This window comes from Streptosporangium sp. NPDC053982 (assembly GCF_055585205.1).
In genome coordinates, this window is record NZ_JBVJKQ010000016.1 from 1 (window position 1) to 25,880 (window position 25,880).

The following is a 25,880-nucleotide window of genomic DNA, read 5'->3' on the forward strand; positions in this document are numbered from 1 at the left end:
CCTCAAGGAGCTGCAGGCCCTGCTGGCAGCCTGGACAGGCCGATGCCCGACCTGCCGCAGACGGCCGCCCTAACCACCTAACAAAGCACTACTAGGCGGGTGGCCGTGCCGTCACGTGGGGCGGGATCGCGGCGGTCTCTCGGTCAGACCCGTGGCGACGATGTCGATGAGCAGGTCGAGGATCTCCGGGTACAGGTCGGGGCGGGCGAGCCGGTCCCTGTGCATGGGCATCAGGAGGACGGCCTGCAGGACACCGGTGATCACGGCGGGGTCGGCGTCGACGAAGTCCTCGCCGTGCCGGGTGAGGAAGGCGGCCAGCGCGGTGACCGGGTTCTCCGGCGCGGACGCCACCCGGGCGGGGTCCAGCTTCCGGGTCACGGCCTCCATCTCCTCGGGATGGGACATCAGCCTGCCGTACAGCGGGTCGGTGGTCAGTTCCTCGATGGTGGCGTACAGGAAGCGGCGCAGCCCCGCGCGGGTGTCGGGCCCGCCCAGCAGTGCCTGGTCGATGACGCGGTGCTTGATCTCGGCCATCTGGGCGAGCATCAGCTCCAGGTAGAGCGCTTCCTTGGAGTCGAAGAAGACGTAGAAGGTGCTCTTGGCGATGCCGGTGCCGGTGACCAGCTCCTCCAGGGAGGTCTTGCGCAGGCCCTGGGTGGTGAACAGGCGCCGGCCGTTGGCCACGAGAAGCCCGGTGATGCGAAGTCGCTCCTCGGCGGAGAAGGCTGGGGGCATGAGCGGGTCCCTTCCACATGAACATGCTGATCATATGTTTTCAGAAGGGCACGACCTCATTCCCGCAGCTGAAACCCACGTTCGACCAGCCGCCGGACCGGTCCCCACGAGGACAGCCGCAGCGGGAGCTGGGTGAGCTCCAGCGCGACCGGGTTGCGCGGGGCGTATACGCCCCTGACCCGGCGGCCGAGCCGCTGCTTCCTCTCCGCCTCCGGCCGCAGCCGGGCCTCCCATTCCGTGAGCGCGGCCGGGACGTCGCCGGGACGGCGTTCCAGGGCGGCGCCGAGCAGGTCGGCACCGCCGACGGCGAGGGAGGAGCCGTAGCCGGCGAACAGCGTGACGCACCAGGCGGCGTCGCCGAGCAGCACGACCCGGCCGCGGCTCCACCGGTCCACCACCATCTGGCTGATGGTGTCGAAATAGACCGAGTCGGCGATTTTGAGGCCCTCCAGCGCCTGCGGGACCAGCCAGCCCATGTCGCCGTAGACCTCGTGCAGTTCCTCCGGTGACCTCTGTGGACGGCCGAGGTCGCTGCGGTAGCCGAAGAAGGCGGCCGTACGGCCGTCACCGACGCTCATCATCGCGAACGTGCGTCCGCCCGCGCTGATGGTTCCCGTGACGCCGTCCGGCAGTCCGGCGGGCCGTTCACCGAGCATGTAGACCGCGACCCGGTGTCCCATGTCGAGGCGGTAGTCCTCCTCGGGGCCGAAGACGAGGGCGCGCGTCGCGGAGTGCAGCCCGTCGGCGCCGATGAGCAGGTCGGCGTGCTCGACGGTGCCGTCGCTGAGGGTGACGCGCACGGTCTCGTCGTCCTGGTCGACCGCGGTGATCGTGGTGCCGAAGCGGATCGCGGCCGAGTCCCCGGCCGCCTCGTGGAGCACCGCCTCGATGTCACCGCGCAGGATGTTGAAGGATCTGGCGCCCATGGTGGCGGCGATGACCGGGCCGCTGAGCGTGAAGCGAGGCTCTCCGTCCGGCTTGCGGTAGACCAGTTCCCGGGTGACGAAGGCCCGTCGCCGCAGGGCGGGCAGGATCCCCATCCGCTCGGCGCCGTCGTGGCCGATCCCGCCGAAAGTGACGCCGTAGCCGCCGCTGCGGCGCTCCGGCGCCCGCTCGGCCACGAGGGTGTCCCAGCCGGCCTGCTTCAGTCGCAGCGCGGCGGCCAGCCCGGCGATCCCCGCTCCGATGATGATGGCTCGCATGTCACCACCTCCTCTATGTGTCTATAAAAACAGATTGAAAATATGTTTTCAACCGATGGCGCCTGAACTGACGGACGGCCATGGGGGCCGCCGGGATCGGGGGATGGGGGATCCGGTCGAGCGCGATCACCGCCCGGCCGATGACGCGCCGCGCCATCGGCCGGTCAGGGGCCCCGGTCGCCGGCGATCTCGTCGATCGTCCTGACGGACGCGGGGCCGGGGTGGCGGCGGGGGCGGACGGCACCTCCCGGACACCCGCGGGTGAGGCCAGAATGCTCGGATGGGATATCTCAGTCTGCTCCGTCTCCAGTACGTCGTCCGGCTGCTGCTGGGCAGCCTGGTCGGCCGCCTGCCCAGCGCGATGGCGGCCGTGGCCATCCCCCTGGCGCTGCGGGAGAACGGCGCCGGTTACGCCTTCGTCGGGGCCGCGGCCGGGGCCTTCGCCGTCGCGGCGGCCGTGGGCGGGCCCGTCCTGGGGCGGATGGTGGACCGGGCGGGACAGGTGCGGGTGCTCCTCCCGGCGGCGCTCGCGGCGGCCGCCGGGTTCGCGGCCATCGCCGTCGCACCCGGGAACCCGTACGCGGTGCTGGCCGGGGCGGTCCTCGCGGGCGCGGCGACGCCGCCGCTCGAACCGTGCCTGCGGGTGCTGTGGCCGAACCTCGTCGGCCCGGAGCTGCTGGGCCCCGCCTACGCCCTCGACGCCGCCGCCCAGGAGCTGATCTTCATCGCCGGGCCGCTGGTGGTGGCCGGCGCCGTGGCGCTGGCCTCGCCGGTCGCCGCCCTGTGGGCCGGGGCGGCCCTGGGCGTCGCCGGGGTGCTGCTGGTCGTGACCGCCCCGCCCTCCCGCGGCTGGCGGGCCCCGTTCCGCTCGACCGACTGGCTCGGGCCGCTGCGCAGCCGCGCCCTGGTCCTCCTGCTGGCCGGACTCACCGGCGCGGGCGTCTCCCTCGGCACGCTCAACGTCCTGGTGGTCTCCTACGCCGAGGAGAACCGCGTCTTCGGCGGCGCCCCGGCGCTCCTGGCGCTGAACGCCCTCGGGGCCATGATCGGAGCCCTGCTGTACGGCGCGGCGCGCCCCGCGGCGATCCCCGCGCGGCGGGTGCCGCCGCTGGCCGCGGGGCTGGCCGGCGGTTACGCCCTGCTCTGCCTGCTGCCCGCCCCGCCCCTCATGGCCTGCCTGATGGTCGTCACCGGGCTGTTCCTGGCGCCCCTGCTGACGGTCACGTTCGCCCTGATCGGGGAGCTCGCTCCACGCGGGACGGTGACCGAGGCGTTCGCCTGGCTGGTCACCCTGATCACCAGCGGGACGGCGCTGGGGTCGGCGGTCGCCGGGTTCGTCCTGGAGCACGCGAGCGCCAACTGGGCCGCCGCGTGCGGCGCGGCGGGCACCGCCGCAGGAGCCCTCCTCCTGTTCGCCGGACGGCACCGGCTGGCGGCGGGCCGGGACGCCGCCGCGGCTCAGGACGCGCCGCCGGTCGTCTCCACCGAGACCTGACCGCCCGGAACCGGCCGCCGGCCCGGTCGGCGGGCTCCGTGCCCGGTCCGTCCGTACGAGGACGCCGCCGTCACCGGTCCGGACCCCGGGCGGCGGGGGCGCCCCGCCGCCCGTCGTCGCGGGCGGTCAGTCGTCGTCGCGTTCGGCGACGGAACGGACCGCGGCGACGGGCGTTCCCGAGCGGCACGTCACGCTGACCGTGGTCTTGCGGTCGTCCGACTCGAAGACCACCGAGGCGGTGCGGGCCGGACCACGCTCGACGTCGTCGACGCCGTACCCGGGGGCGGGCGTCCAGGACAGCAGCAGGGCCCGCCCGGCGTCGCAGACGGCGGTCACCGACCCCGCCGCGTAGGAGAAGCCGAGGGCCTGCGAGCCGGGACCGGCCGAGACCGGCGGCCCGGCGCCCGGCGCGGCGGAAGCGGTGGCCAGGGCCCGCTCGACCTCCTCCAGGGTCATGGGGCGGGCGGCGGGGCCGGTGATGTCGGTGCCGATCAGGGAGACCGCCCAGACGACGGCGATCGTGGTCAGGACGGCGGCGGCCAGCCAGCCCCCCGCCCCCAGCAACGCGCGGCGTCCCATCACATCCCTCCCGTCGGACACGCGGTCGTCGGTCTTCCGGTGTCTTTCCTGTCCGACGGGGAACCTTCCACTCTCGTCGGGACCGTTAACCAGCCAGGAGGGAGCGGTACGTCACCGTGGCCCGGTTGCTGCTCGTCGAGGACGACTCCCAGGTGCGATCCGCGCTGAGCCGCGCGCTGACCGACCGCGGTCACGCCGTGACCTCGGCCGTCGCGGGCATGCCCGGACTCGCCCTGGCGGTGGAGGACCGTCCCGACCTGGTCGTGCTCGACCTGGGCCTGCCCGACCTCGACGGCTGCGAGGTATTGCGCATGCTCCGGGCCGTCAGCGCCGTCCCGGTCATCGTGGCGACCGCGCGCGACGCCGAGCCGGAGATCGTCCGGGCGCTGGACGCCGGGGCCGACGACTACGTCGTCAAACCGTTCAGCGCGGCCCAGCTGGACGCGCGCATCCGGGCCGTGCTGCGCCGCGGCCGCGAACCGGGCGCGGGCGCCGAGGCGGAGCCGGTGCGGGTCGGCGGGCTGCTCATCGAGCCGGCCGGCCGGGAGGCGTTCCTCGACGGGGAGCGCCTCGACCTGACGCCCAAGGAGTTCGACCTGCTGCACTACCTCGCGCTCCGCCCCGGCCAGGTCGTCCCCAAACGGGAACTGCTGGCCGAGGTGTGGCGGATGGCGTACGGCGGCGCGGACAAGACCGTCGACGTCCACCTGTCGTGGCTGCGGCGCAAGCTCGGCGAGAGCGCCCAGCGGCCCCGCTACCTGCAGACCGTCCACGGCGTGGGCGTGAAGATCGTCGATCCGGGGACGTGAGGGGCCCCCGATGAGGCGACGCCTCGCCCTGCTCGCGGTGGCGACCACCTCGCTGGTCCTGATCGCCTTCCTCGTGCCGCTCGCCGTACTGGTCAGGACGCTGGCGGCCGAGCGGGCCACGGCCGCCGCCACCACGTGGGCGCAGTCGGTCGCCACCGCCGCGGCCCTGGACGACCCGAAGGTCCTGGAGGCCACCGTACGGCAGGCGAGCGGTTCCGGCGGGGTGCCGATCACCGTCTTCCTGCCCGGCCACGGCTTCATCGGCGCGGCGGCGCCGCGCGGACCCGGCGTGGAGCTGGCCGCGCGCGGGCGGAGCATCACGGTCGACACGCCCGCGGGCCGGGAGGTGCTGGTGGCCGTCCAGGGCGGGGAGCGCGGCACCGTGGTCGTCCGCGCGTTCGTGGACGCCGAACGGCTGCGCCGGGGGGTCGGGTGGGCCTGGCTGGTGCTCGGCCTGACCGGGCTGGCGCTGCTCGCCGTCGGCATCACCGTCGCCGACCGGCTCGCCCGCTCGCTGATCCGGCCGGTCGGGCAGGTCGCGGAGGTCTCCCGGCGGCTGGCCCGCGGCGACCTGCGGGCGCGGGTGGAACCGGCGGGCCCGCCGGAGATCCGCGAGGTCGGCAGCGCCCTCAACCACCTGGCCGCCCGCATCCGCGAGCTGCTCGCCCACGAACGCGAGGCGGTCGCCGACCTCTCCCACCGGCTGCGCACCCCGGTCACCGCGCTCCGGCTGGAGGCCGACGGCATGCGCGACCGGGACGAGGCGGAACGGGTGGGACGGGTCGTCGACAGCGTCGAGCGCATGGTCGACCAGATCATCCGCGAGGCGCGCCGGTTCGACCGGGACGGCGCGCCGGGCTGCGACGCCCCCCGGGTCGTCGGCGAACGGGTCGCCTTCTGGTCGGCGCTCGCCGAGGACCAGGACCGGCCGCTGCGGCTGGACCTCGCGGACGGCCCGATCCCCGTGGGGGTGAGCGAGCACGACCTCGCGGCCTGCGTGGACCTGCTGCTGGAGAACGTGTTCGCCCACACCCCCGACGGCACCCCGTTCGCCGTCGAGCTGACGCCCCGGCCTGCCGGGGGCGGGGCCCGGCTCGTGATCAGCGACGAGGGGCCCGGCTTCGCCCACGCGGATCCGACCGGCCGGGGGGTGAGTGGCGGCGCGTCCACCGGTCTCGGCCTCGACATCGCGCGCCGCACCGCCGAGGAGTCGGGGGGCGGCCTGCTGGCCCGCACGCGCGCCTCGGGGGGAGCCGAGGTCGTCGTCGAACTCGGCCCCGGCCCGGCCCGCTGAGAAGGGACCCATATCCGATTAATCAGGATTTGCCCTACTAAGGGCGGGTATGAAATGGATTCTCGCCGGTCGGACGCCGGGCGGCGGGATGACGTCCCGTCTGCCGGGAAACGTCCGCGGTCACCCCGGGAGGCGTCGTCCGTGGGAAACACCGCCCGGGAGACATCGCCGGGCGCCCGGGGGAACACGACCGGCCCGACGGGAACGCGTGTCCGGGTCTTCCTGCGTGATGAGAGGCGGTCCGTCCGATTCCGGGGCCGGCCCCGTGGCCGCACCGGAGATCCATCCACTCGACGCGGAGGGGTGCCCATGGTCACCTACGAGTTTCTCTGCCCGGAGTGCGGCCGCTTCGAGGTGCCCCTGCCGATGGGGGCCGCGCCGCCTGCCCGTGACTGCCCCGCCTGCGAGCGGGCCGCGCGGCGCGTCCCGTCCGCCCCGCGCCTGTCCCGGGTGTCCTCCGCGCTGTCGGCCGCCCTCGACCGGGAGGAGCGGAGCCGGGAGGCGCCCGAGGTCGTCCCCGTGCCGCCCGGTCGGCGGGCCGCTTGCTCCCCGCACCCGGCGACGGCACGCCTGCCCAGGCCGTGAGAGGCGCGGGATCACCCGCCGCGTGTACGGATTCCATGAAAAGGGGGCTGTCATGCCAGAGGTCGTGTTCGGTGTGGACCAGTCGAAATCCATGCGGGACCAGGACGTGCCTGGCCACAACCGGTGGCATCCGGACATCCCGGTGGTCGCCATGGTGCGCCCGGGAGACGAGTTCCGGCTGGAGTGCCGCGACTGGACCGACTCCCAGATCGGGAACAACGACTCGGCCGACGACGTGCGGGACGTGGACCTGTCCGTCCCGCACATGCTGAGCGGTCCCATCGGGGTCGAGGGCGCGGAACCGGGCGACCTCCTGGTCGTCGACATCCTCGAACTCGGTCCGATTCCCCAGCAGTCCGGTCCGGTGTCCGGACAGGGGTGGGGGTACACCGGGATCTTCGCCAGGGCGAACGGCGGCGGCTTCCTGACCGACTACTTCCCGGACGCCTACAAGGCGGTCTGGGACTTCCACGGCGTGTTCGCGACGTCACGCCACCTGCCCGGCGTCCGGTACGCCGGCATCACCCATCCGGGGCTGTTCGGCACGGCGCCGTCGGAGGAGATGCTCGGCCGCTGGAACCGCCGGGAGCAGGCCCTCATCGACACCGCTCCCGACCGGGTCCCGCCGCTGGCCCTGCCGCCGGTGCCCGACGGCGCCCTCGCCGGAACGGCCACCGGCGAACTGGCCGTGCGGATCGCCCGCGAGGGCGCCCGCACCGTGCCGCCCCGGGAGAACGGTGGCAACCAGGACATCAAGAACCTCACCCGCGGGGCGCGGGTCTTCTTCCCCGTCTACGTGGAGGGCGCCAAGTTCTCCGCGGGCGACCTGCACTTCAGCCAGGGCGACGGTGAGATCACCTTCTGCGGCGCGGTCGAGATGGGTGGCTTCATCGACTTCCACGTGGACCTCATCAAGGGGGGCATGGAGAAGTACGGCGTGACCACCAACCCGGTCTTCATGCCCGGGAGGGTGGAACCGAACTATTCGGATTACCTGTCGTTCGTCGGCATCTCGGTCGACCATGACAGGGACGTCAACCACCACCTCGACGCGACGCTGGCCTACCGCCGGGCGTGCCTCAACGCCATCGAATACCTCAAGAAGTGGGGTTACACGGGCGAGCAGGCGTACCTGCTCCTCGGCTCCGCGCCCGTGGAGGGGCGGATCAGCGGGATCGTCGACGTCCCGAACGCCTGCTGCACGCTCTACCTGCCCACGGAGATGTTCGATTTCGACATCCGCCCCGGCGGGGACGGTCCCGTCAGGCAGGACAGAGGGCAGTGCGCCGTGACGTCCTGACCGGCGCGCACGGGCGTCGATCCCAGGCGGACCGGGAACGCGGCCCGTGCGGGCGTGGCCGCGGTCTCCGGTCCGCCGGCCGGTCCTGAGGCGCCGGCGGGCCGTCCGGAGCGGTCTGTTAACGATTCCTTAGGAACTTCGCAGCAACGCGCTATCACCCGGGCGAGCAGCCTTGAGGGGTCGTCGCGGATTCCACGGAACCGCGCCTCTCAACGGATACGGAGAAAGCCCGATGCGCAAGCCGATGATCATCGTTGCCGGACTCACCCTCGCCGGACTCGTGGCCGGCGGCGGCGCCGCCCTCGCCGACGGGATCCAGGCCGACCCGGCCTCGCCGTCTCAGTCCGCCGCCCCCGGGACCGGCTCCGGCGACGGCACGGAAGCCCTGCGCAAGCCCGCCGTTCCGGCGGAGCAGGCCCAGCGGACCGCGCTGTCGAAGGTGAGCGGCGGATGGGTCGTCTCCACCGAACTGGAGACCGAGGGCGACGCGGCCTCGTGGGAGGTCGAGGTCGCCGACGGCAAGGGCGCGGTGCAGGAGGTCGTCGTGGACGCCGCCACCGGCGGGATCACCTCGACGGCCGCCGCCGGCCAGGACGACGACGACAAGGACGACGCCCAGGAGAAGAACGGCCAGGACGACGACTGACGCCGGCACCGCCGGTCACCGCGGACCGGGGCGCGGGGGACGCCCCGGTCCGCGCTTCGGCGCGCCCGGGGAATTCAGGAGGTCCGGCCCCCGGTACCCCGTGACGAGCCCACGCGGCTCGCCGGGCGGGCCGCTGTGTGATCATGCCGTCATGGACGACATGAGACTGGAGGCGCTCGCCGGGCGGCTGGCGGAGGTGCCCGGAGTCGTCGCGGTGGTGCTCGGCGGAAGCCGGGCCCGCGGCACGCACCGCCCCGACTCCGACTTCGACCTCGGGCTGTACTACCGGGGAGAGCCGGACGTCGCGGCGCTCCGGGCGCTGGCCGTACGGGAGGCGGGGGACCGGGCCGAGCTGACCGCGCCGGGCGGCTGGGGGCCCTGGGTGAACGGCGGGGGCTGGCTGACCGTCGACGGTCACCGGGTCGACTGGATCTATCGCGACCTGGACAGGGTCCACCGGATCTGGGACGACTGCCGGGAGGGCCGCTACGAGATCGGCGTCCAGGCCGGCCACCCGCTGGGCTTCTACTCCCACGCCTACGCCGGTGAGGTCGCGTTGTGCCGGGTGCTGGCCGACCCCGGCGGGGAGCTGACGGACCTGCGGGAGCGGGCCCGCGCCTATCCGCCCGCGCTGGGCGACGCGCTCGCCGACGGGATGTGGGAGGCGGACTTCTGCGTCGAGCTGGCCCGCTACGGGGTGTCCGGCGCCGACCCCGCCTACGCGGCCGGCTGCCTGTTCCGCGCGGTCGGCGTCGCCTGCCACGCGCTGCACGGGCACGCCGGCAGGTGGCTGATCAACGAGAAGGGCATGGTGGCCTCGGCGGGCCGGCTGCCCGGCGCGCCGGGGGGCTTCGCCGTACGGGCGGGGCGGCTGCTCGGCCGCGTCGGCGAGCCGCCGGAGCCGATCGCCGAAACCGTCGCCGAGGCGGCGGCCCTGATGAGAGAGGTACGGTCGGCCGTCGGCCGCTGACACGGGTGACCGGGCGGGGACGGTGGACGTCGTCCGATGCCGCCGGTCCCGTTCCGTCCCCGGCGGCCGGGCCGTGTGCTCCGGCCGGGATCATCGGCGGAGGAGCGGGGCGACGACGTCGACGCGGTTGGTCCAGACGCCGCCGGTGTAGTCCTCGGGCAGGCGGGAGAGGTCGGCGGGGGCGTCGAAGCCCTCGGAGAAGTCGCCGGATCCCGCCACGACGATGACGCGGGTGCCGTGGGCGCGCATGCGCTCGACGAACAGGTTGGGCCAGCCCCACAGCCACCGGCCGTACTTCTCCGGGACGTGCAGCTCCAGACCGGCGCAGGAGCCGGGGACGTATCCGGTCCAGCCCACGGCGAGATAACCCTTCAGACAGTCCAGCATGAGGGCCTTCGACATCACCTGTACGGCCGGCAGCCGCGCGGCCAGCGCGGCCACCGGCCTGTCCCCGCCGTACACGGTGAGCGCGGCGAGCCGCTTCGGAGGCAGCGTGGCCAGACGGGCGGCGAGCAGCTCGCCGTCGGCCGCCACGTCGCTCTTGACGTGGATCAGCAGCTTCTGCTCGGGGAACGCGGCGAGGACCTGTTCCAGGGCCGGCATGCGGCCCACGCCCTTGCCGCGGAAGGGGTGGGTCGCGCCGCCGTCGGCGGTGTATCCGTAACCGACGTCGAGACGCCGCAGCTCGGCGAGGGTGTGGTCGCGGACCTCGCCCCGGCCGTCGGTGCGGCATTCGAGGGTGGCGTCGTGGAACACGGCGATCCTGCGGTCCCGGGTCACCTGGACGTCGAACTCGACCATGTCCGCCCCCGCCTTGAAGGCCGCCCGCATGGAGGGCAGCGTGTTCTCCAGGTAGGGGTGCTCCGGCGGGTGGATGCGCCCGGCCGTGCAGGTCTCGTTCGTGATGCCCTCGAAGCCGAACGTCTGCGCCATGCCGCGGTGGGCGAGGATCAGCGGCTCGCCCTTGCCGTGTGCCCGCCAGGAGCCGTTGTTGGAGTAGGCGAAGGCGGCCAGGGACACGGCCGCGACGAGGACCACCCGGACGGGGAGGCTCCGGGCGAGCCGGACGGGCCAGGCGGACCGGGGGCGCGGGGCGCGGCGCGGGCGTCGGGGGCGTTCAGGCTGGGACATGGGCCGTCTTCCAGGTCGAAAAGGGGCGGAGCCGCTCCTGGATATCCGTTTTCGATCTTCACCGGGACGGTGACCGTCAACCGTTATCTTTCCGTGATCTGATTCGGGGTGCCGATGCGCCTCTGGGCGGGCCGGCCGGGGACTTCCCGGGGCGCGGGCGAGGGCCGGCTCGGGCGGGGGTTCCGGGGCGGCGGCCGATCGATGACCGCATGGCCCTGGCCGGCATCATCTAGGTCCTGCGCACCGGCGTGGTCTGGCGCGATGTGCCGGCCTCGGCGATCGGCTGCTCGGGCGTGACCTGCCGGCGACGGCTGCGCGACTGGACCGAGGCCGGTGTCTGGCCGCGCCTGCGTGCGTTGCTGTCGGCTGAGCTACGGGCCGCGGGCCTGCTCGACCCGGAGGTCGCGGCCATCGGCGGCTCCCATGTCCGCGCGCTCAAAGGGGGGACGCTGGCCTGGATGATGACGTATCGGCGGCTGGCCCGTGATTATGAGCGTCAGCCGCCGATCAGCGAGGCGATGATCCGATGGGCCGTGATCAACATGCTGGCGCGTCGTCTCACCGAGGTCCTTCCGCTCATCGACCTGGACCACGCACACTCAAACGAACGCGCCGAACCAAACGATCACTACTCGAACACGCCGTCGGTAGTAGCAAGCCTGCTTCGCAACCTCACATTTTTCCGGCCTGCGTCGTCTGTTGGTGAGGGCGGCGACCGGTGCCCTGGAACGGAGTGAGGGAATGAAGGTTTTCATCGCTGGTGGGCGCGGCCGTGTCGGGTCCCGCCTTGCTGACAACCTGGAGGCCAAGGGCATCGAGGTGGTCTCGGGAGGACTCGAGGACGGGATCGACGTGATCTCGGGCAAGGGACTCGCCGAGGCTCTCGTCGGAGTCGACACGATCGTGAACGTCCTCAACACCCCCCGCTTTGATGCGGAGGGGGCAATCTCGTTCTTCGAGGGGGCGATCAACAACCTGACTACGGAGGGCAAGCGGGCAGGTGTGGGTCATCACATCGTGCTCTCCATTGTCGGCGTCGGGGAAGGGGACGCATCTGAGATCGGGTACTACCTCGGCAAGGTGGCGCAGGAGAAGGCCGTGCGATCCGCTTCGATCCCCGCCACCATCATTCGGGCCACCCAGTTCCAGAGCTACATCCCTGTCCTCATCGACCAGCACACCGTGGACGGAAAGGTTCTCGCTCCGAGGTCATTCATCCAGCCCGTCGAGCTGGACGAAGTCGTCGAGCTGCTCGCCGAGGCTGTCACGACGCTGGAGCCGGGAAGTGTGGTCGAGATCGCTGGACCCGACCGGTTCTACCATGACGACCTCTTCCGTGCCACTCTGGCCGATCGCGGAGACGATCGTGAGGTTGTGACCGTGGACGGACAGGAGCCCCTCGATGCCATGGTTCCGCGCGGCGCGTACCGGACAGGCACCGTGCGGTACCCGATTACAGGGATCCCCACCGCCTGAATACGATGGTGGAGCGAGGCAGGAACGTCTGACCGCCAGGCAATATCAGGCGTGCTGTGCTCCAATGGGAAAGGGTGCCCCATGTCGGGAGATCTTCCTGTCGAATCCGCGGAGTTCGGAAAAGCCGAGCGTGATGGATCATGGGCTCTCGATTCGGTCATGGCGGAGCGGCATCGTCTGCTGTCGCTGGCCTTTCGCATGATGGGCACCTTGGCCGATGCCGAGGACGTCGTGCAAGAGGCATATGTGAGGTGGTACCGCCTTGAGCCCGAGGAACGCGACAAAATTGCCGCGCCTGCGGCATGGCTTATTCGGGTTGCGAGCCGCATCTCACTCGACTTGCTGGGTTCCGCGCGGGCGCGACGGGAGACGTACGTCGGGCAATGGCTGCCGGAGCCGGTTCCGGCCGACCTCTTTGCAGGCACAGCCGTTGCGCCACTGAACTCCAGTCATCTCGCTGCTGATCCGCTCGAACGTGTCACCCTCGATGATGCCGTCAGCATGGCATTGTTGACGGTCCTCGAGGCCATGACCCCGGCAGAGCGAGTGACGTTCGTCCTGCATGATGTGTTCGGCGTCCCGTTTGACGAGATTGCTGGTGTCGTAGGCCGTTCAGTGGCGGCGACAAGGCAACTGGCAACGTCCGCACGCCGCCACGTTCGACGAGGAAGACGCGCACAGGTCTCTCCCCACCAGCATGATGAGGTCGTTCGGGCATTCCGTAGTGCAACTGTCAGAGGGGACATCGAGGGCCTGCTCCACGTGTTGGCTCCAGACGTCGAACTGCGAGTGGACGGCGGCGGCTTCGTCAATGCCGCACCTCGGGTCATCCGTGGGTCGGATCATGTGGCCCGGTGGTTCGTGGGAGTGATGCGCAAGCGGTCCGCCCTCGGTCTTGAGCGATGCGACACGGCTGACGGTCTCGGATACATTCTTCGAAATGAGGGGCGTAAATACGGAGTGGTTGCCTTTGGTGTCAGCGATGAAGGCGTCACGAACGTGTGGCTGATTCTGAATCCAATAAAGCTGAAGAATTGGTCACTCTGAGGCCTGCCGGACCTCGACGACTGCGCGGTGGGCGGCTCGCACATTGGGGCACTCAAAGGGGGGATTGCACCGGCCCCTCGCCGGTTGACCGGGGCCGCCCCGGCTCCAATCGCCATCTGATCGTCGACCGTCACGGAACCCCGCTCGCCGTCACGCTCACCGGTGGCAACCGGCACGATGTCACCCGGCTTCTGCCACTGCTGGACGCGGTCCCACCGATCCGGGGTCCACGCGGACGTCCCCGCCGCAAGCCCCGGCGTATGTACGCCGACCGGGGCTACGACCTCGACAAGTACCGCCGCCTGCTGTGGAAGCGCGGCATCATGCCCAGGATCGCCCGACGCGGTGTCGCCCACGGCTCAGGACCGGGCAAGGTGCGTTGGGTGGTCGAGCGCGCCTTCGCCTGGCTGCACCGGTTCAAACGACTCCACGCCCGCTACGAACGACGCGCCGACCCCCACTACGGGCTGCTCGAACCGGCCTGCAGCCTCACATGCCTCCGCCGCCTGCGAACCTCACTCTGAAACGATCAGTTATAGGCATAAAGGGCCGCGTCCTACGGGGGCACTCCTTCGACACCGCGGTGGCGGCCGACGGGCGGGAGGAGGTGGACGACGGACGGGCCACCGGCATGGCCGGGCTCATCGTGGGGCCCGGCGGCAGCGACATGCGCCTGCTCGGCATCGCGCCCGACGCCAGGATCCTGCCGGTCAACCTCGGCCGGAGATACGACCACGAGACCTACGGTCAGGCCATCCGCTGGGCCGTGCGGAACGACGCGCGGGTCATCGTGCTGTCGGAGAACCTCCGGTTCTGCCTCCAGGAGGACATCGAGGCCGTCCGCTACGCGCTTTCCAGTGATGTCGTGGTGGTCGCGGCGGCCGGTGACAACCGTGACGATTACAACCTCAGGTGCCCGGCGTCGATCCCGGGCGTCGTCTCGGTCGGCGGTACGACCCGGTCGGGGAGGTTGTGGTCCGGCTCCGTTGTGGGACGGCAGGTGGCGCTCGCCGCTCCCGCCGAGAAAATCATCGGTTCCTTGCCCCGCCGGGAGTCCGGCAACGGGTACGGCATTGGGAGCAGCACGGGCGACGCGGCGGCGATCGTGGCCGGGGTGGCGGCGTTGATCAGATCGAAGGAACCCGACCTGCGCGCGAGGGACGTGATCAACCGTCTGGTGAGCACCGCGCACGACAGCCCGCTCCTTTCTGACAAGGCGGCCTTCAGCCGCGGCGTCGTCGACCCGGTGCGGGCGCTGACCGCGAAGGTGAGGACCGTCAAGGCCAACCCGCTCGGCACCCCGCCCCCCTCACCCACTCCGACGCCCCGCCCGGAGCCCACCGAGGACGACGGGCCCTGGATCGAAGTCGGCGTCTCGAGCGTGCCGGGTGCGATCGCCCAGACGGTCGTCATGGTGCTGGTCCCGGTCCTCGTCGTGTTCTTCGTGATCCGCAACCGCCGCCAGGCGCGGCGCGCGGGCGCGGCGCCGGCCGTACCGCTTTCCCCGTCCGCCCCGCTCCCGCCGTACGGCGCGCCACCCGGCGGGCCGGCCGTACCGCCTTCGCCGTACGGCATGCCGCCCGGCGGTCCGGTTCCCCCGCCGGGTGGGGCGTTCCCTCCGCCCGGCCCGGCGTACCTCCCGCACGGCCCGGGATCGCCGCATCCCCATCAGATGCCACCGCCGCACCCTCACCAGATGCCGCCGTCGCCGCACCTCTCCCTTCAGGCGACCCCGTACCCGGCTCACCAGGCGCCGCCCGGCCCGGCGCGTCACCCGCAGCCGCCTCCGCACGGTACGCCGGTCCCGCCGCTCCCTCCCCGCGTGGAGCCCCCGCCGCACGCCGCACAGGGTCCGTACGGCCCGAGGCCGCCCGTGCCGGGCCACGAGCCGACCGGGCCCGACGGCACGCGTGTCCTGCCGGCCGGACCCTGGCCGCCCCCGCCGTCTCCGGGACGGGGCTGAGCGTTCCCGCGCGGCCGGGAAGAGCGGGCCGGCCCACCGGTCCCCGGAGGAGGCGCCGGGCCGGTCAGGCGTCGAAGCCGGTACCGCGGGCCACCTTCTCCCAGGCGGCGAACTCCGCGCGGGCGTTCTCCAGACTGGCCGCGATCGCGTCGGCGGCGTCGTCGCCCAGCGGGAGGCGCAGCGGGGTCTCCTCCGCGTCGAGGGCGGCCGCCGCCGCCTTGGCCGGGTCGCCGGGCTGCCTGCCGTCGGACTCCGGCAGGCCGGAGCGGACCGGGCCGACGACGGTCTCGTAGGCGGGGATGACGGCCGACTGCAGCAGGGCACCGCCGCCGGCGAAGCCCGTCCTGAACGCCCCCGGCTCCACGACCAGCACCTTGATCCCGAATTGCGCGACCTCCTGGGCGAGCGCCTCCGAGAGCCCCTCCAGGGCGAATTTGGTCGCCGAGTAGGCGCCCACGCCCGGGAAGGTGAACCGGCCGCCCATGCTGCTCATCTGCACGATCGCACCCGATCCCTGGCGGCGCATGTGCGGCAGCACGGCCCGCGTCAGCGCCGCCGGGCCGAAGAAGTGCAGTTCCATCAGGTCGCGCAGCTCGCGGTCCGAGGTCTCCTCCACGGCGCCGACCAGTCCGCGCCCGGCGTTGTTGACCAGCACGTCCACGCGCCCGTACCAGAGGACGACCTCGGCGACCACGGCGGCGATCCGGGCGGTGTCGGTGACGTCCAGCCCGACCGCGACGACCCGCTCGCCGGTCGCGACGGCGTCTCCGTCATGGAGGTGGCCGGCGAGCCCCTGATGTGGACCGAACGGGCGCCGCGCGAATGGGTGGAATGGTGGGCGGTCAACCCCCGGCCGGACGGTTCCGCCCCGCGCTGGGGGCCGACCAACGACAACGTCGAGGAGATGCTGGAGCAGGTGGCCGAGGGCGCCGCCGTCTGCTTCGCCCCGTCGAGCATGGCCCGCTACTACGCCCGCCCCGACCTGGCCTGGGTGCCCCTCACCGACGTCGAGCCGCTGCGGGTGGCCCTGGCCTGGCCCAGGGGTGCGGACGACCCGCTGGTGCGCGGATTCGCCGAGGTGGTCCGCGAGCTCGCGGAGCCCGCGACGGCCCCTCGGCCCTCCCCGCGAGGGCCGTGAAGGCGGTGTTTTTCGGCCGCGCTGGGGGGAGAACTGTCCTCCCGCCGCCTGACAGGCCAAAATTGGTCCGTGGTCAGGATCGGATCGACAGGGATGAGCGATTGCGAGCGGGGGCAACTTCCGCCGTTGCTGGGCCAGCTGTTCGCCGGCGGCGGTGAGGGGCGGGCGCTCTCGGTCGAGCTGCCTCCAGGCGACGTGGTGTGGCCCGACCCCGGTTACTCCCAGCTGATGGTCGGTTATCGTCCGGCGTTCTGGCTCAGTGACGAGCCGGTCTCCGCCGGGCTGTGGTCCGGCCTGCGGGCCGAGCACCCGCGCTCGGGCCTGTGGCCGTTGCTGCTGGAGGACTCCGTCCAGCCGTGGTCGTCCGGGCAGATCGCCCCGGACACGGTGGAGGAGATCGACAACTATCACACCGCCGCCTTCATGGCGGAGGTCTGGGCCGACTGGACCGAGAGGGCGGACGCCGAGCAGCTGGAGCTGCTGGCTCCGTTCGGCGCGCGGTGCCCGGGTCCGGCCCCCGCGGGCAGGCTCGCCACCGACCCCGACGTGGTCGCCGACTGGTACGCCGGGCTGGTCGCCGAGCGCAGGACCCCTCTGGGCCTGGTGGCCGTCGACCGGGGGGCCGACGCGCTGGCCGTCATGGGGTGGCAGGGCGCGCTGAACCACAACGAGTGGATGGTCCCGCTGGCCGCCGTGGTGCGGAGCTGGGAGGAGCGGTTCGGGGCGCGGCTGGTGGGCGTGGGTTTCAACACCCTCGACCTGAGCGTCGCGGCGCCCCCCACGACGGCGGAGCACGCCCTGCACGTCGCGGCGGAGCACTGGACGTTCTGCCCGGACAGCGTCGTCTACAGCGCCGGCACGCTCGCCGGCTACGCCGAGCAGATCATGGGCAGGAACGCCTGGTCGTTCTGGTGGGACTGACCGGGGCGGGCGGCCGTTTCCCGGGGTTCCGGGCGGGACCGCGGGCCGCGGGAAATGGCGGCGGTGAATCACCCGTATGTGGTTCGCCACGGCGTGTACGCCCTGGTCCGCGCCGGTTCAGGGGCCGATAAACCGGATCATGTGCCCTTTCTTGGCCATAGAAGGTAGATCTTCTGGTCATTCCATGGGTTCTGCTTTGCTTTGTCTGATTTGCCCGGTAGTGTCCTAGTCATCGGCAGGTGACCTGCACCCTCATCCGAGGGGGCGACCGGGCCGACGTCGAATCCCGAAGCCGTCATGGCATGGGAGCCGGGGACCCACCTTCCGGGGTGAATCCGCCGCGAACGCGGTGGTAGGGCACTCCACCGCCCGAACCCGTCAGCTAACCCGGTAGACGAGATGGAGAGGAGATCCCTCAGTGGGAGACCGCGCCACCTTCGTACCGGTATACCGCATTTCGCTGCCGGTCCTCTGAGACTTTCACATCCCCTGGGTTCTTCCGCCGCGATCGGTCGCGGCATCCCCCAGCGCTCCGTGTAGCGCCACCTGATCCATCCCTGCGCCTCTTCTTCCCTGTGAGCGCGACCCCGCCGACGCCTCCCTTCACGCATGGCGTCCGGCTGCCCCGTTCCCTCGCGAAAGAGTTCGTTTCCTCATGCCTTCCCTGGATCCCCGCACGTCCGCCCGCAAGACCCGATACGCCGTCGCCGGCCTGGTCGGCGCCGGGCTCCTCGCCTCCGCCGCCGCCGTCTCGGCCCTCCCCTCGGTCGACCGGGACGCGCCCGCCGCCTCGGCGGCCGGCGCCGGGGTCACCGCGGTGAGCGAGCCGGTCGCGGCCGCGGTCCCCGAGGCCGCCCCCGCCCAGGCCGCCGCCGCTCCCGAGCAGGCCGCTCCCGGGCAGGCCGCCGCGCCGGAGCAGGCCGCCCCCGCCAAGCCGCAGAAGGTCACCAAGACCGTCATGCTGAAGGGCCAGACCAAGGCCTCCTACTTCTGGGACGACTCCTCCGGCCGCGCCGGTGACACCGGCCTCCCCGCCAGTGGCAAGCCGATGCAGAAGGGCATGATCGCCAGCCCGAGCTGGCCGCTGTTCACCGAGGGCTACGTCATCTACAAGGGCAAGAAGGCCAAGTTCTTCGTCGGCGACCGCGGCCCCGGCGTCCCCTCCAGCAGCGGCGTCATGATCGACCTCGACGCCAAGACCTTCGCCGACCTGACCGGCGGCACGTTCAACCCCGGCACCCTCGGCGTGGACGGCAACGGCGGCATGGGCCACATCAAGGTCGACTACGTCATCACCAAGTGGGGCGACGGTCCGGGCAAGAAGAACGACCCGGTCCCCTTCTCCACCGGTGCCTGGGGCAAGCGGGACGGCGACCCGGCCAAGCCGGTCCAGATCACCGTCAAGCCGTAACCGGCCGGAACGGCGCCGCCGCACCGTCACGGCGCCGCCGCACCGTCACGGCGCCGCCGCCGGACCGTCACGACGCCGCCCCGCGCCAGGGCGGCACCGTCGGGCCGTGACGGCTCACCGGGTCATAAGGGTTCCACCGGGCCGTGACGGCCCCACCGGGCCGTGACGGCCCGGTCAGGCCGTGACGGCCGGAAGCGAAGAGCTTCACCTCAGCCTTTCCTGGACACGGGAGCGGACGCCGGCGCAGGGCGTCCGCTCCTGCTTTTCGCTCTCCGGCCCTTCGGCACGGGATGTCTTGCCCCGACCTGGGCAGAATGACATTCTGTTCCGGGTTACCGGTCCGTCGTCTCCGGGCGGCGGGAACCGTCCGGGCGGCCACCCGGCCCGCCCGGGGACGGACGGGGGAGAGGGAGCGACATGACGACGCGCGTCCGGGCCAACGGCATCGAGATCGCCTACGAGACCTTCGGGTCTCCCGGCGACCGGCCGCTTCTGCTGATCATGGGTCTCGGCGCCCAGATGATCCACTGGGACGAGGAGTTCTGCGAGCTGCTCGCCGGCCGCGGGCACCACGTGGTGCGGTTCGACAACCGCGACGCCGGCGAGTCCACCCACCTGAACGACGCCGGGGCGCCCGCCCTCGGCGGCGGCCGGGCCCCCTACCTGCTCGACGACATGGTCGACGACGCCGCCGGGCTGCTCGACGCGCTCGGCTGGGAGTCGGCCCACGTGGTCGGCGCCTCGATGGGCGGCATGATCGCCCAGGCGATGGCGATCGGCCATCCGCGCCGGGTGCGGAGCCTCACCTCGATCATGTCCACCCCCGGCCACGCGGTCGCCCCGCCCACCGAGGCGGCGATGGCGGTGCTCATGGCGCCGCCGCCGCCCGACCGCGAGGCCGCGATCCGTCAGGCGCTGAGCACCTGGGAGATCCTCGGATCCCCCGGATACCGGATGGACCGCGAGCGCGTCGCCCAGATCACCGAACTCAGCTACGACCGCGGCCTCGACCCGGCCGGGACCGCCCGGCAGCTCGCCGCGATCCTGGCCTCGGGCGACCGTACGGCGCTGCTCGGGAAGATCACCGTACCCACCCTCGTACTGCACGGCGAGGCCGACCAGCTCATCCCGGTGGCCGGGGGGATCGCCACGGCGGACGCGATCCCCGGCGCCAGACTGGTCACCTTCCCCGGCATGGGCCACGACCTGCCGCGCCTGCTCTGGCCGGCCTTCGCCGACGCGATCGGTGAGCTCACCGCCTCCGCCGAGCGGTGAGCTCCGGTACGGCCCGCGCTCCCGGTGCGCGGAGCCGTACCGGAGGATCAGACCTCGAGTCTCTCCTCGATCATCCGCAGGGTGTGCCGGGCCAGCGCCAGGTTGCCCCGGTTGCGGTCCAGCGCCAGGTACAGGAAGAGACCCTTGCCGCTCCGGCCGGTGACCGGGCGGATGATGTGGTACTGCGCGCTGAGCGTGATGAGGATGTCCTCGATGGTGTCCTTGAGGCCGAGGGAGTCCATCGTCCGCAGCTTGGCCTTGACGACCTCGGTGTTGCCCGCCGCGGCCACCTGGAGGTCCAGGTCCTTGGAGCCGCCGAGCGCGCCCAGCGCCATGCCGCTGTTGTAGTCGACGACGACCGCGCCGACCGCGCCGTCGATGCCCATCATTTCCTTGAGAGAGATATCCATGTTGCCCATGTCTGACTCCGATCAGTGGGTTGTCGATGTGCGGGACGTGAGGGCGGCCATTCTCACCGCCGTCTTGCGGCCCTCCAGGCGCAGCAGCCCGAGGTTGGTCCCGGGCCGGGCGAGCACCGTGAGGACGATCGTGGGGCCGGCGGCGTAGAAGGCCGCGTAGCCGTTGTCACCGGAGATCAGCGTCTCCTCGAAGGAGCCCTTGTCGGCCATGGCCGTCAGCCGGCTGCTGAGCGCGAGCACCGCGGAGGACAGCGCGCCGATCTGCTCGGTCTCGCCTCGCAGGTCGCTCGCCAGCGTCAGGCCGTCCACGCTGCAGGCGATGCTTCCGTTCACCTCCGGCACGCGCTCGCGCAGCAGCGCCATCTCCTCGTGCAGCCGGTCGCGCAGCAGGGCCAGTTCCCGCCGGGCCCGCTCGCGGCGCGACACCCCCTCCCCGTCCGGCGTGGAAGGGGTCTGTGCGGGGGACGCCGGTACGGTGCCCGGCGTGCCCGGCGTGCCCGGCGTGCCCGCTCCGGACGGTCCGGACGGTCCGGACGGTCCGGACGGTCCGGTGGCGGGTCCGGGAGACTCGGCGCCGGACTCGCGGAACGGCACGAGGTCCCGGTCGCGGGACGCGGCGGGATCCGGGTACGGCCGGTCGCGTGTCGGCAGCGTCGCCTGCGGTTCCCGGTCACGCGCCTCCACCGGCGGTCTCCTTCCGATCAGCTTCAACGTCCGCAACCTCAGCGGCATCGGGACGAGCTCATGTCAGTGCCTCCAGTGCGTTCCTCAGCCGGATGAGCAGGTTCACGTCGGCGGGGTCCCCGGTCGCCGCGGGGAGCCACCGCGCGGACGCGGTGCCCCCCGCGGCGCCGTCCCGGGGTTCCCCGCCCGCCCGGGGCTCCCCGGTGGTCTTCGGGCGCCGCGGCAGCGCCGGCGGGGCCGACGGCGTCTGCGGCTTCTGCGGGAGTGACGGTGCCTGTGAAGCCCGCGGCGTCTGCGGGGGTGACGGCGCCTGCGGGATCCGGGACGCCGGTGCCCCCGTCCCGGAGACGGGCGCGACCCCGGGCCGTTCGCCCGGTTCCGGGACGCGGAGCAGCCCCGCCGCGGCCAGCCGCCGTACGGCGAGCAGCACCGAGTAGGCGGGCCGGCCGAGTCTGCGCGCCAGCTCCGCGGGGGTGGCGGCGGAGTCGGCCGCGACCAGGACCTCCCACTGCAGTGAGGTCAGCACCACCCGCTGGGCGGGGATGCGCGCCAGGGGGACGACCGGGAGCGTGTCCAGCTCGCCGGACGGCCAGGCACGGTCCAACTGGGCCCTCCTCCGCTCGCACTCCCGGGACAGCCCGGCGACGTCGAAGTACCACTGGGGTCCGAGCCAGTGCCGGTCCCCGGAACGGAACCCCTTCCGGTGCGCGGCCGCGCCGGACAGGAAGTACGCGGCGTCGAGCACCGCGCTCAGCACGCAGAACTCCAGCTCGCCGCGGGTCAGCACGCCCTGCCCGACCAGCCGTTCACCGCCCGGCCGGTCCTCGGTGGCCGCCTGCCTGGCCTGCCGTACGGCCTGCGCCGGGATCCTGTCGCCCGCGGTCAGCAGTTCCTCCAGCCTTGGGACGGCCGGGGTCTCGGCGTAGGTCACCCGGCCGTCGGTCAGGTAGACCGTCCCCGCCTCGTCCAGGCGCAGCGCGCCGGTGACGCGGTCCTCGGCCAGGTCGCTGAGAACGCTCTCCATCGTCGGCATGGCGTCACGTCGTGACGAGTCGGCCGGAAATGGACCGCAGGCGGTGGCGGGCGAGGGCGAGGTTCGAGCGTTCAGGGTCAAGGCGGACATAAATCACCAGCGGGCCGTCGAAGGCCGTTTCCATCGGCCGGAGTAAATGATGTCCGTTATCCGCGGTTACGATCATGTCGTTTATTCGGATCGTTCCGCCGGGTGAATTCAGGGCGAGGCCGTCCATCGCGGCCCGCAGGGTCTCGCTCAGTGCGGCGGCCGCCCCGTCGACGTCCTCGTCGCGGCCGCCGCCCACCGCCACCGCCATCCCGCTGGTCTGGTCGATCAGCAGCGCGTCCAGCGCGCCGGGGATGGCCATGGCCTCCGTCACGCAGTCTTCGATTCCGAGCACGGGACCTCCCTCGCCGACGACTCCAAGGCGTCGCCCGGTCAGCGTAGGGACATTCCTGAGGAAGGAAGCTTTCTATGTGAAAGATAGATATGTCAGGAGGTGATATTTCCCATCCGAGGATAAGGATGTTCATCCCTAGGGGGGAAACATCATCCACCCCGGCTCATTCATCGGAGATGAGCGCTTCCTCATACGGCTTGTGAACGAGAACGTGCTTCACGTACGACTCCACCGCGGCGGTCAGCCCGACGTCACCGCCGGCCTCCTCCGACAGGAACCAGCGGTGGTCCAGCACCTCGTGGAAGAACTGGGCCGGCTCCAGCTTGCCGCGCAGCTCCCCGGGGACCGCGTCCACCGTCGGCAGGAAGACCTCCGCGAGCCAGCGGTGCGCCACGATCGCCTCGTCCTCGTGGCGCAGGCCGTGCGACACCCGGAAGGAGTCGAGATCGTTGAGCAGCCGCCTGGCCTGGTTCTCCTCCACGTCCAGGCCGGTCAGGCGCAGGAGCCGGCGCTGGTGGTGGCCGGCGTCCACGACCTTGGGACGGACGATCAGCCGCCCGGTGCCCGCCTTGCGGCGGACCATCATCTCGGCGACGTCGAAGCCCAGGGAGTTCAGCCGGCGGATGCGCTGGTCGATGACGTGCCAGTCCACCTCCTCGATGATGGCGTCGGAGGTGAGCTCGCCCCACAGGCCGTGGTAGCGGTCGCGGGCCGAGCCGGCGACCTCCTCGGGGTCGATGGAGGGGTGCAGCAGGCCGCCCGCCTGGAGGTCCAGCATCTCCCCGAAGATGTTGACGTGCGCCACGTCGATGTCGTACAGGCGCTGCCCCTCGCTGATCATCGGGTGCAGCTCGCCGGTCTCGGCGTCCACCAGGTAGGCGGCGAACGAGCCCGCGTCCCGGCGGAACAGCACGTTCGACAGCGAGCAGTCGCCCCAGTAGAACCCGGTCAGGTGCAGCCGCACGAGCAGCACGGCGAGCGCGTCCAGCAGCCGGTTGAGCGTCTCGGGCCGGAGCGTGCCCGACATGACCGCGCGGTAGGGCAGCGAGAACTGCAGGTGACGGGTGATGAGCGCGGAGTCCAGCGGCTCCCCGTCCGGGCCGGTCCGCCCGGTGACCACGGCCACCGGCTCCACCGCCGGGGTGTCCATCCGGTGCAGGTCCCACAGCAGGCGGTACTCCCGCTTGGCGTAGTACTCGCTGATCTCCTTGATCGCGTAGACCCGGCCCGACAGGCGGGCGAAGCGTACGACGTGCCGCGAGATGCCCCGCGGGAGCGAGACGAGGTGGTGCTCGGGCCACTCGGCGAGCGGCCGGTCCCAGGGCAGCCGGATCAGGTCGGGATCGCCGGGGGTGCCGGTGAGCTGCAGGGGCATGGGTCGAACCTCCGACGGGGGTGGGGCGGGGCGGTCAATCGCCGCGGCGCGGGAACTCCGGGGGATTCCGGGAACGGTGGGTCACCGCGGCGAGCTGCTCCTCGGTGAGCACCCGGGGCTCGCCCACGGACCTGGCGCGGACGTAGACCTCGCAGAGCCACTCCAGCAGCCGGGCCGCCTCGAAGGCGGCCTCCAGGTCGTCGCCGACGGTGACCCCGCCGTGGTTGGCCAGCAGCGCGGCGCGCCTGCCGTCGAGCGCGGCCCGGACGTTGGCGGCCAGCTCGGGCGTGCCGTAGGTGGCGTATCCGGCCACCCGGACGACGCCGCCCAGCAGCAGGGTGTTGTAGTGGATCGGCGGCAGCTCGGTCATGGTCGTGGCGATCACGGTGCCGAAGGTGGAGTGGGTGTGCACCACGGCCCGGACGTCGGCGGAGGCGTACACCGCCAGGTGCATCGGGGTCTCCGAGGACGGCTGGAGATCCCCGTCGACCAGGCGGCCCCCGACGTCGACCACCGGGCACGACTCCGGCTCCAGCCGGTCCAGGGCGCCCCCGGCCGGGGTGACCGCGACCAGGTCGCCCGCGCGTACGCTGAGGTTCCCGGACGTCCCGAGCACAAGTCCGGTCTCGACCACCCGGCGGCCGTACTCACACAGCAGGCGCCGCTGCTCCGCCAGCAACATGCGATCAAAGTAGGCGTTCGCGACGAAAGGCAGCAAACCCGGTCCACGCACCGGACGCCGGGCCGTACCCGCGCGGCCGTCCCCGGTGTGATGTCATGGCCCGATGGACCCGCTTGACGACTCCGCCGTGACCCGGAAGATGAACGACGTACCCGAATGGTGGCTGGAGGGCCATGAGATCTGCCGCGTGATCGAGGCCCGCGACTTCCCCACCGCGATCCGCATCGTCGACGAGATCGCCGTCGAGGCGGAGAAGCTCAACCACCACCCCGACATCGACATCCGCTGGCGCAAGCTCAGCTTCGCCCTGACCACCCACGACGCGGGCGGCCTGACCGAGCTGGACTTCGCCCTGGCCGCGCGGATCGACGAGATCGCCGCCTCCCACGCCTGACGGCGGCGGCGGGAACGGCCGGCCGGCGGGGAGACCCGCTCGCCGGGGCGGGCCCGGGAGGACGGCGGACCACCGGACGGCGGCGCGGGCGGCCGCTCCCGGCCGGCGGTGGGGCGGCCGCGACGGGAACGGCGAATACCATGCGTGATCATGCGGTCACTCAATAGAGTGGCCGCCCACGCCGTATCCGCCGAAGGAGATGCCGTATGCGTGCCGCCGTCGTCGTCCTCGCCGCCGCCGGGCTGCTCTGCGCGGCCTGCGGGGAGCAGCGGGAGGTGGCGTCCCACCCGGTGGGCCACATCCCCGCCCAGGACCCCATCCCGGCCCAGGACCCGCCTCCGGCCGCGGTCCGTCTCTCCGGGGGCGGAGTGCTCACCGCGGCCACCCCCAAGGCCACGGCGATCGTCTACGACGCCGCGCTGGCGCCGCCCGGCGCCTCGGTCCAGGTGACCGCCGAGTCGGGGTCGGTGTTCGCCGTCACCACGGCCACGGTCAGCGGCTTCCTCCCCGGCCGGACGTACGGCGCGCACCTGCACGTCGACCCCTGCGGGAAGAAGCCCGCCGCCGCCGGCCCGCACTTCCGGCGACCCGGTGACCCCGGCCACTCACATCCCGGCACGGACCACGGACCCGGGGCGAAGGCCGGTCACGGGCATGACGCGAAGGGCGGTCACCCGCGTGCCGACGCGGGGCACGGGCACGAGACCGCCGGGGCGAGCGCCGCCACCGAGTTCTGGCTCGACTTCACCACCGACGCCACCGGGGCGGCCACGGCCACCTCCCGGCAGGACTGGGCGTTCACCCCGGCCCATCGGCCCCGCTCCCTCGTCATCCACGCCGAGCCCACCAAGGCGTCCGGCCCCGACGCCGGCGCGGCCGGCGCCCGCGTCGCCTGCGTCACCCTCATGCCGAGCTGACCGCGCCGCGCCTCGCC

The 25,880-nt window shown here is 72.4% G+C and carries 27 protein-coding genes, 2 pseudogenes and 1 riboswitch; of the genes and pseudogenes, 18 read left to right on the forward strand and 11 right to left on the reverse strand.

Going from position 1 to position 25,880, the window contains the following annotated elements; genetic code table 11:
- Positions 1 to 111: 111 nt before the first annotated feature.
- Both ACZ6W9_RS27780 and ACZ6W9_RS27785 read right to left on the reverse strand, forming a co-directional pair.
- Positions 112 to 735 carry a TetR/AcrR family transcriptional regulator gene (locus ACZ6W9_RS27780; protein ID WP_389966494.1) on the reverse strand — a complete coding sequence of 208 codons (624 nt, stop codon included), beginning with the start codon at positions 733 to 735 and terminating at the stop codon, positions 112 to 114.
- A gap of 56 nt (positions 736 to 791) precedes the next feature.
- On the reverse strand, positions 792 to 1,937 hold the full coding sequence (locus ACZ6W9_RS27785; RefSeq protein ID WP_389966491.1) for an FAD-dependent oxidoreductase: 1,146 nt from the start codon (positions 1,935 to 1,937) through the stop codon (positions 792 to 794).
- A gap of 280 nt (positions 1,938 to 2,217) precedes the next feature.
- Between ACZ6W9_RS27785 and ACZ6W9_RS27790 the strand changes: the two genes are divergently transcribed.
- Positions 2,218 to 3,432, forward strand: a complete 1,215-nt coding sequence (locus ACZ6W9_RS27790; protein ID WP_389966488.1) for an MFS transporter — start codon at positions 2,218 to 2,220, stop codon at positions 3,430 to 3,432.
- A 126-nt stretch (positions 3,433 to 3,558) separates the two neighbouring features.
- On the opposite strand, the gene ACZ6W9_RS27795 is transcribed toward ACZ6W9_RS27790, so the two are convergent.
- Complete coding sequence (locus ACZ6W9_RS27795) at positions 3,559 to 4,011, reverse strand: hypothetical protein (RefSeq protein ID WP_389966485.1); 453 nt, start codon at positions 4,009 to 4,011, stop codon at positions 3,559 to 3,561.
- 116 nt (positions 4,012 to 4,127) lie between these two features.
- On the opposite strand from ACZ6W9_RS27795, the gene ACZ6W9_RS27800 reads away from it, so the two are divergent.
- From ACZ6W9_RS27800 to ACZ6W9_RS27825, 6 genes are all read left to right on the forward strand, one after another.
- Positions 4,128 to 4,820, forward strand: a complete 693-nt coding sequence (locus tag ACZ6W9_RS27800) for a response regulator transcription factor (protein ID WP_362929948.1) — start codon at positions 4,128 to 4,130, stop codon at positions 4,818 to 4,820.
- Between the two features lie 10 nt (positions 4,821 to 4,830).
- Complete coding sequence (locus tag ACZ6W9_RS27805) at positions 4,831 to 6,114, forward strand: HAMP domain-containing sensor histidine kinase (RefSeq protein WP_389966482.1); 1,284 nt, start codon at positions 4,831 to 4,833, stop codon at positions 6,112 to 6,114.
- Positions 6,115 to 6,423: 309 nt separating this feature from the next.
- The gene (locus ACZ6W9_RS27810; RefSeq protein WP_389966479.1) at positions 6,424 to 6,699 is read left to right on the forward strand and encodes an FmdB family zinc ribbon protein; all 276 of its coding nucleotides are present in this window, start codon (positions 6,424 to 6,426) and stop codon (positions 6,697 to 6,699) included.
- 52 nt (positions 6,700 to 6,751) lie between these two features.
- Positions 6,752 to 7,999, forward strand: a complete 1,248-nt coding sequence (fmdA, locus tag ACZ6W9_RS27815) for a formamidase (protein ID WP_389966476.1) — start codon at positions 6,752 to 6,754, stop codon at positions 7,997 to 7,999.
- A 232-nt stretch (positions 8,000 to 8,231) separates the two neighbouring features.
- On the forward strand, positions 8,232 to 8,645 hold the full coding sequence (locus ACZ6W9_RS27820) for a PepSY domain-containing protein (protein ID WP_389966473.1): 414 nt from the start codon (positions 8,232 to 8,234) through the stop codon (positions 8,643 to 8,645).
- A 151-nt stretch (positions 8,646 to 8,796) separates the two neighbouring features.
- Positions 8,797 to 9,615 carry a nucleotidyltransferase domain-containing protein gene (locus ACZ6W9_RS27825; protein ID WP_470120383.1) on the forward strand — a complete coding sequence of 273 codons (819 nt, stop codon included), beginning with the start codon at positions 8,797 to 8,799 and terminating at the stop codon, positions 9,613 to 9,615.
- A gap of 90 nt (positions 9,616 to 9,705) precedes the next feature.
- Here ACZ6W9_RS27825 and ACZ6W9_RS27830 read toward each other — a convergent pair whose 3' ends face one another.
- Positions 9,706 to 10,746 (reverse strand): glycerophosphodiester phosphodiesterase family protein, encoded by a 1,041-nt coding sequence (locus ACZ6W9_RS27830; RefSeq protein ID WP_389966467.1) that lies wholly within the window; start codon positions 10,744 to 10,746, stop codon positions 9,706 to 9,708.
- A gap of 164 nt (positions 10,747 to 10,910) precedes the next feature.
- Between ACZ6W9_RS27830 and ACZ6W9_RS27835 the strand changes: the two are divergent.
- From ACZ6W9_RS27835 to ACZ6W9_RS27855, 5 genes and pseudogenes are all read left to right on the forward strand, one after another.
- A pseudogene (locus tag ACZ6W9_RS27835) lies at positions 10,911 to 11,192 on the forward strand (transposase); the annotation flags it as partial.
- Positions 11,193 to 11,487: 295 nt separating this feature from the next.
- The gene (locus ACZ6W9_RS27840; RefSeq protein ID WP_389966465.1) at positions 11,488 to 12,222 is read left to right on the forward strand and encodes an SDR family oxidoreductase; all 735 of its coding nucleotides are present in this window, start codon (positions 11,488 to 11,490) and stop codon (positions 12,220 to 12,222) included.
- Between the two features lie 81 nt (positions 12,223 to 12,303).
- Positions 12,304 to 13,269, forward strand: coding sequence for an RNA polymerase sigma factor SigJ (gene sigJ, locus ACZ6W9_RS27845; protein WP_389966462.1), 966 nt, complete (start codon positions 12,304 to 12,306; stop codon positions 13,267 to 13,269).
- A gap of 9 nt (positions 13,270 to 13,278) precedes the next feature.
- Positions 13,279 to 13,793, forward strand: a pseudogene (locus tag ACZ6W9_RS27850) (IS5 family transposase); the annotation flags it as partial.
- A gap of 83 nt (positions 13,794 to 13,876) precedes the next feature.
- Positions 13,877 to 15,232 (forward strand): S8 family serine peptidase, encoded by a 1,356-nt coding sequence (locus ACZ6W9_RS27855; protein WP_470120386.1) that lies wholly within the window; start codon positions 13,877 to 13,879, stop codon positions 15,230 to 15,232.
- Between the two features lie 64 nt (positions 15,233 to 15,296).
- Here ACZ6W9_RS27855 and ACZ6W9_RS27860 read toward each other — a convergent pair whose 3' ends face one another.
- Positions 15,297 to 15,926, reverse strand: a complete 630-nt coding sequence (locus tag ACZ6W9_RS27860) for an SDR family NAD(P)-dependent oxidoreductase (protein ID WP_470120387.1) — start codon at positions 15,924 to 15,926, stop codon at positions 15,297 to 15,299.
- A gap of 84 nt (positions 15,927 to 16,010) precedes the next feature.
- On the opposite strand from ACZ6W9_RS27860, the gene ACZ6W9_RS27865 reads away from it, so the two are divergent.
- The 4 genes from ACZ6W9_RS27865 (at position 16,011) to ACZ6W9_RS27880 (ending at position 19,977) form a co-directional block, all read left to right on the forward strand.
- Entirely contained in the window at positions 16,011 to 16,370 is a 360-nt protein-coding gene (locus ACZ6W9_RS27865) for a LysR substrate-binding domain-containing protein (protein WP_470120389.1), read from the forward strand.
- Positions 16,371 to 16,463: 93 nt separating this feature from the next.
- Positions 16,464 to 17,291, forward strand: a complete 828-nt coding sequence (locus tag ACZ6W9_RS27870) for a DUF4253 domain-containing protein (RefSeq protein WP_470120391.1) — start codon at positions 16,464 to 16,466, stop codon at positions 17,289 to 17,291.
- A gap of 268 nt (positions 17,292 to 17,559) precedes the next feature.
- Positions 17,560 to 17,703: riboswitch (cyclic di-AMP (ydaO/yuaA leader) on the forward strand.
- A 243-nt stretch (positions 17,704 to 17,946) separates the two neighbouring features.
- Complete coding sequence (locus tag ACZ6W9_RS27875) at positions 17,947 to 18,702, forward strand: hypothetical protein (protein ID WP_470120393.1); 756 nt, start codon at positions 17,947 to 17,949, stop codon at positions 18,700 to 18,702.
- Between the two features lie 417 nt (positions 18,703 to 19,119).
- Complete coding sequence (locus ACZ6W9_RS27880; RefSeq protein WP_362929976.1) at positions 19,120 to 19,977, forward strand: alpha/beta fold hydrolase; 858 nt, start codon at positions 19,120 to 19,122, stop codon at positions 19,975 to 19,977.
- 47 nt (positions 19,978 to 20,024) lie between these two features.
- Here ACZ6W9_RS27880 and ACZ6W9_RS27885 read toward each other — a convergent pair whose 3' ends face one another.
- From ACZ6W9_RS27885 to ACZ6W9_RS27910, 6 genes are all read right to left on the reverse strand, one after another.
- Positions 20,025 to 20,396 (reverse strand): hypothetical protein, encoded by a 372-nt coding sequence (locus ACZ6W9_RS27885; RefSeq protein WP_362929978.1) that lies wholly within the window; start codon positions 20,394 to 20,396, stop codon positions 20,025 to 20,027.
- 12 nt (positions 20,397 to 20,408) lie between these two features.
- Positions 20,409 to 21,080 carry a roadblock/LC7 domain-containing protein gene (locus tag ACZ6W9_RS27890; protein WP_470120396.1) on the reverse strand — a complete coding sequence of 224 codons (672 nt, stop codon included), beginning with the start codon at positions 21,078 to 21,080 and terminating at the stop codon, positions 20,409 to 20,411.
- Positions 21,081 to 21,138: 58 nt separating this feature from the next.
- Positions 21,139 to 22,113: a hypothetical protein gene (locus ACZ6W9_RS27895; RefSeq protein ID WP_389966446.1), complete on the reverse strand. Its 975-nt coding sequence runs from the start codon at positions 22,111 to 22,113 to the stop codon at positions 21,139 to 21,141.
- Positions 22,114 to 22,117: 4 nt separating this feature from the next.
- Positions 22,118 to 22,495 (reverse strand): roadblock/LC7 domain-containing protein, encoded by a 378-nt coding sequence (locus tag ACZ6W9_RS27900; protein ID WP_362929984.1) that lies wholly within the window; start codon positions 22,493 to 22,495, stop codon positions 22,118 to 22,120.
- Positions 22,496 to 22,658: 163 nt separating this feature from the next.
- A complete protein-coding gene (locus ACZ6W9_RS27905; protein ID WP_389966443.1) occupies positions 22,659 to 23,870 on the reverse strand; it encodes a DUF4032 domain-containing protein in 1,212 nt (403 codons plus the stop codon).
- Between the two features lie 34 nt (positions 23,871 to 23,904).
- Positions 23,905 to 24,552 (reverse strand): class II aldolase/adducin family protein, encoded by a 648-nt coding sequence (locus tag ACZ6W9_RS27910; RefSeq protein WP_470120398.1) that lies wholly within the window; start codon positions 24,550 to 24,552, stop codon positions 23,905 to 23,907.
- A 103-nt stretch (positions 24,553 to 24,655) separates the two neighbouring features.
- On the opposite strand from ACZ6W9_RS27910, the gene ACZ6W9_RS27915 reads away from it, so the two are divergent.
- Together ACZ6W9_RS27915 and ACZ6W9_RS27920 are read left to right on the forward strand one after the other, a co-directional pair.
- The gene (locus ACZ6W9_RS27915; RefSeq protein WP_389966437.1) at positions 24,656 to 24,946 is read left to right on the forward strand and encodes a 4a-hydroxytetrahydrobiopterin dehydratase; all 291 of its coding nucleotides are present in this window, start codon (positions 24,656 to 24,658) and stop codon (positions 24,944 to 24,946) included.
- A gap of 206 nt (positions 24,947 to 25,152) precedes the next feature.
- The gene (locus ACZ6W9_RS27920) at positions 25,153 to 25,863 is read left to right on the forward strand and encodes a hypothetical protein (RefSeq protein WP_389966434.1); all 711 of its coding nucleotides are present in this window, start codon (positions 25,153 to 25,155) and stop codon (positions 25,861 to 25,863) included.
- Positions 25,864 to 25,880 lie beyond the last annotated feature (17 nt).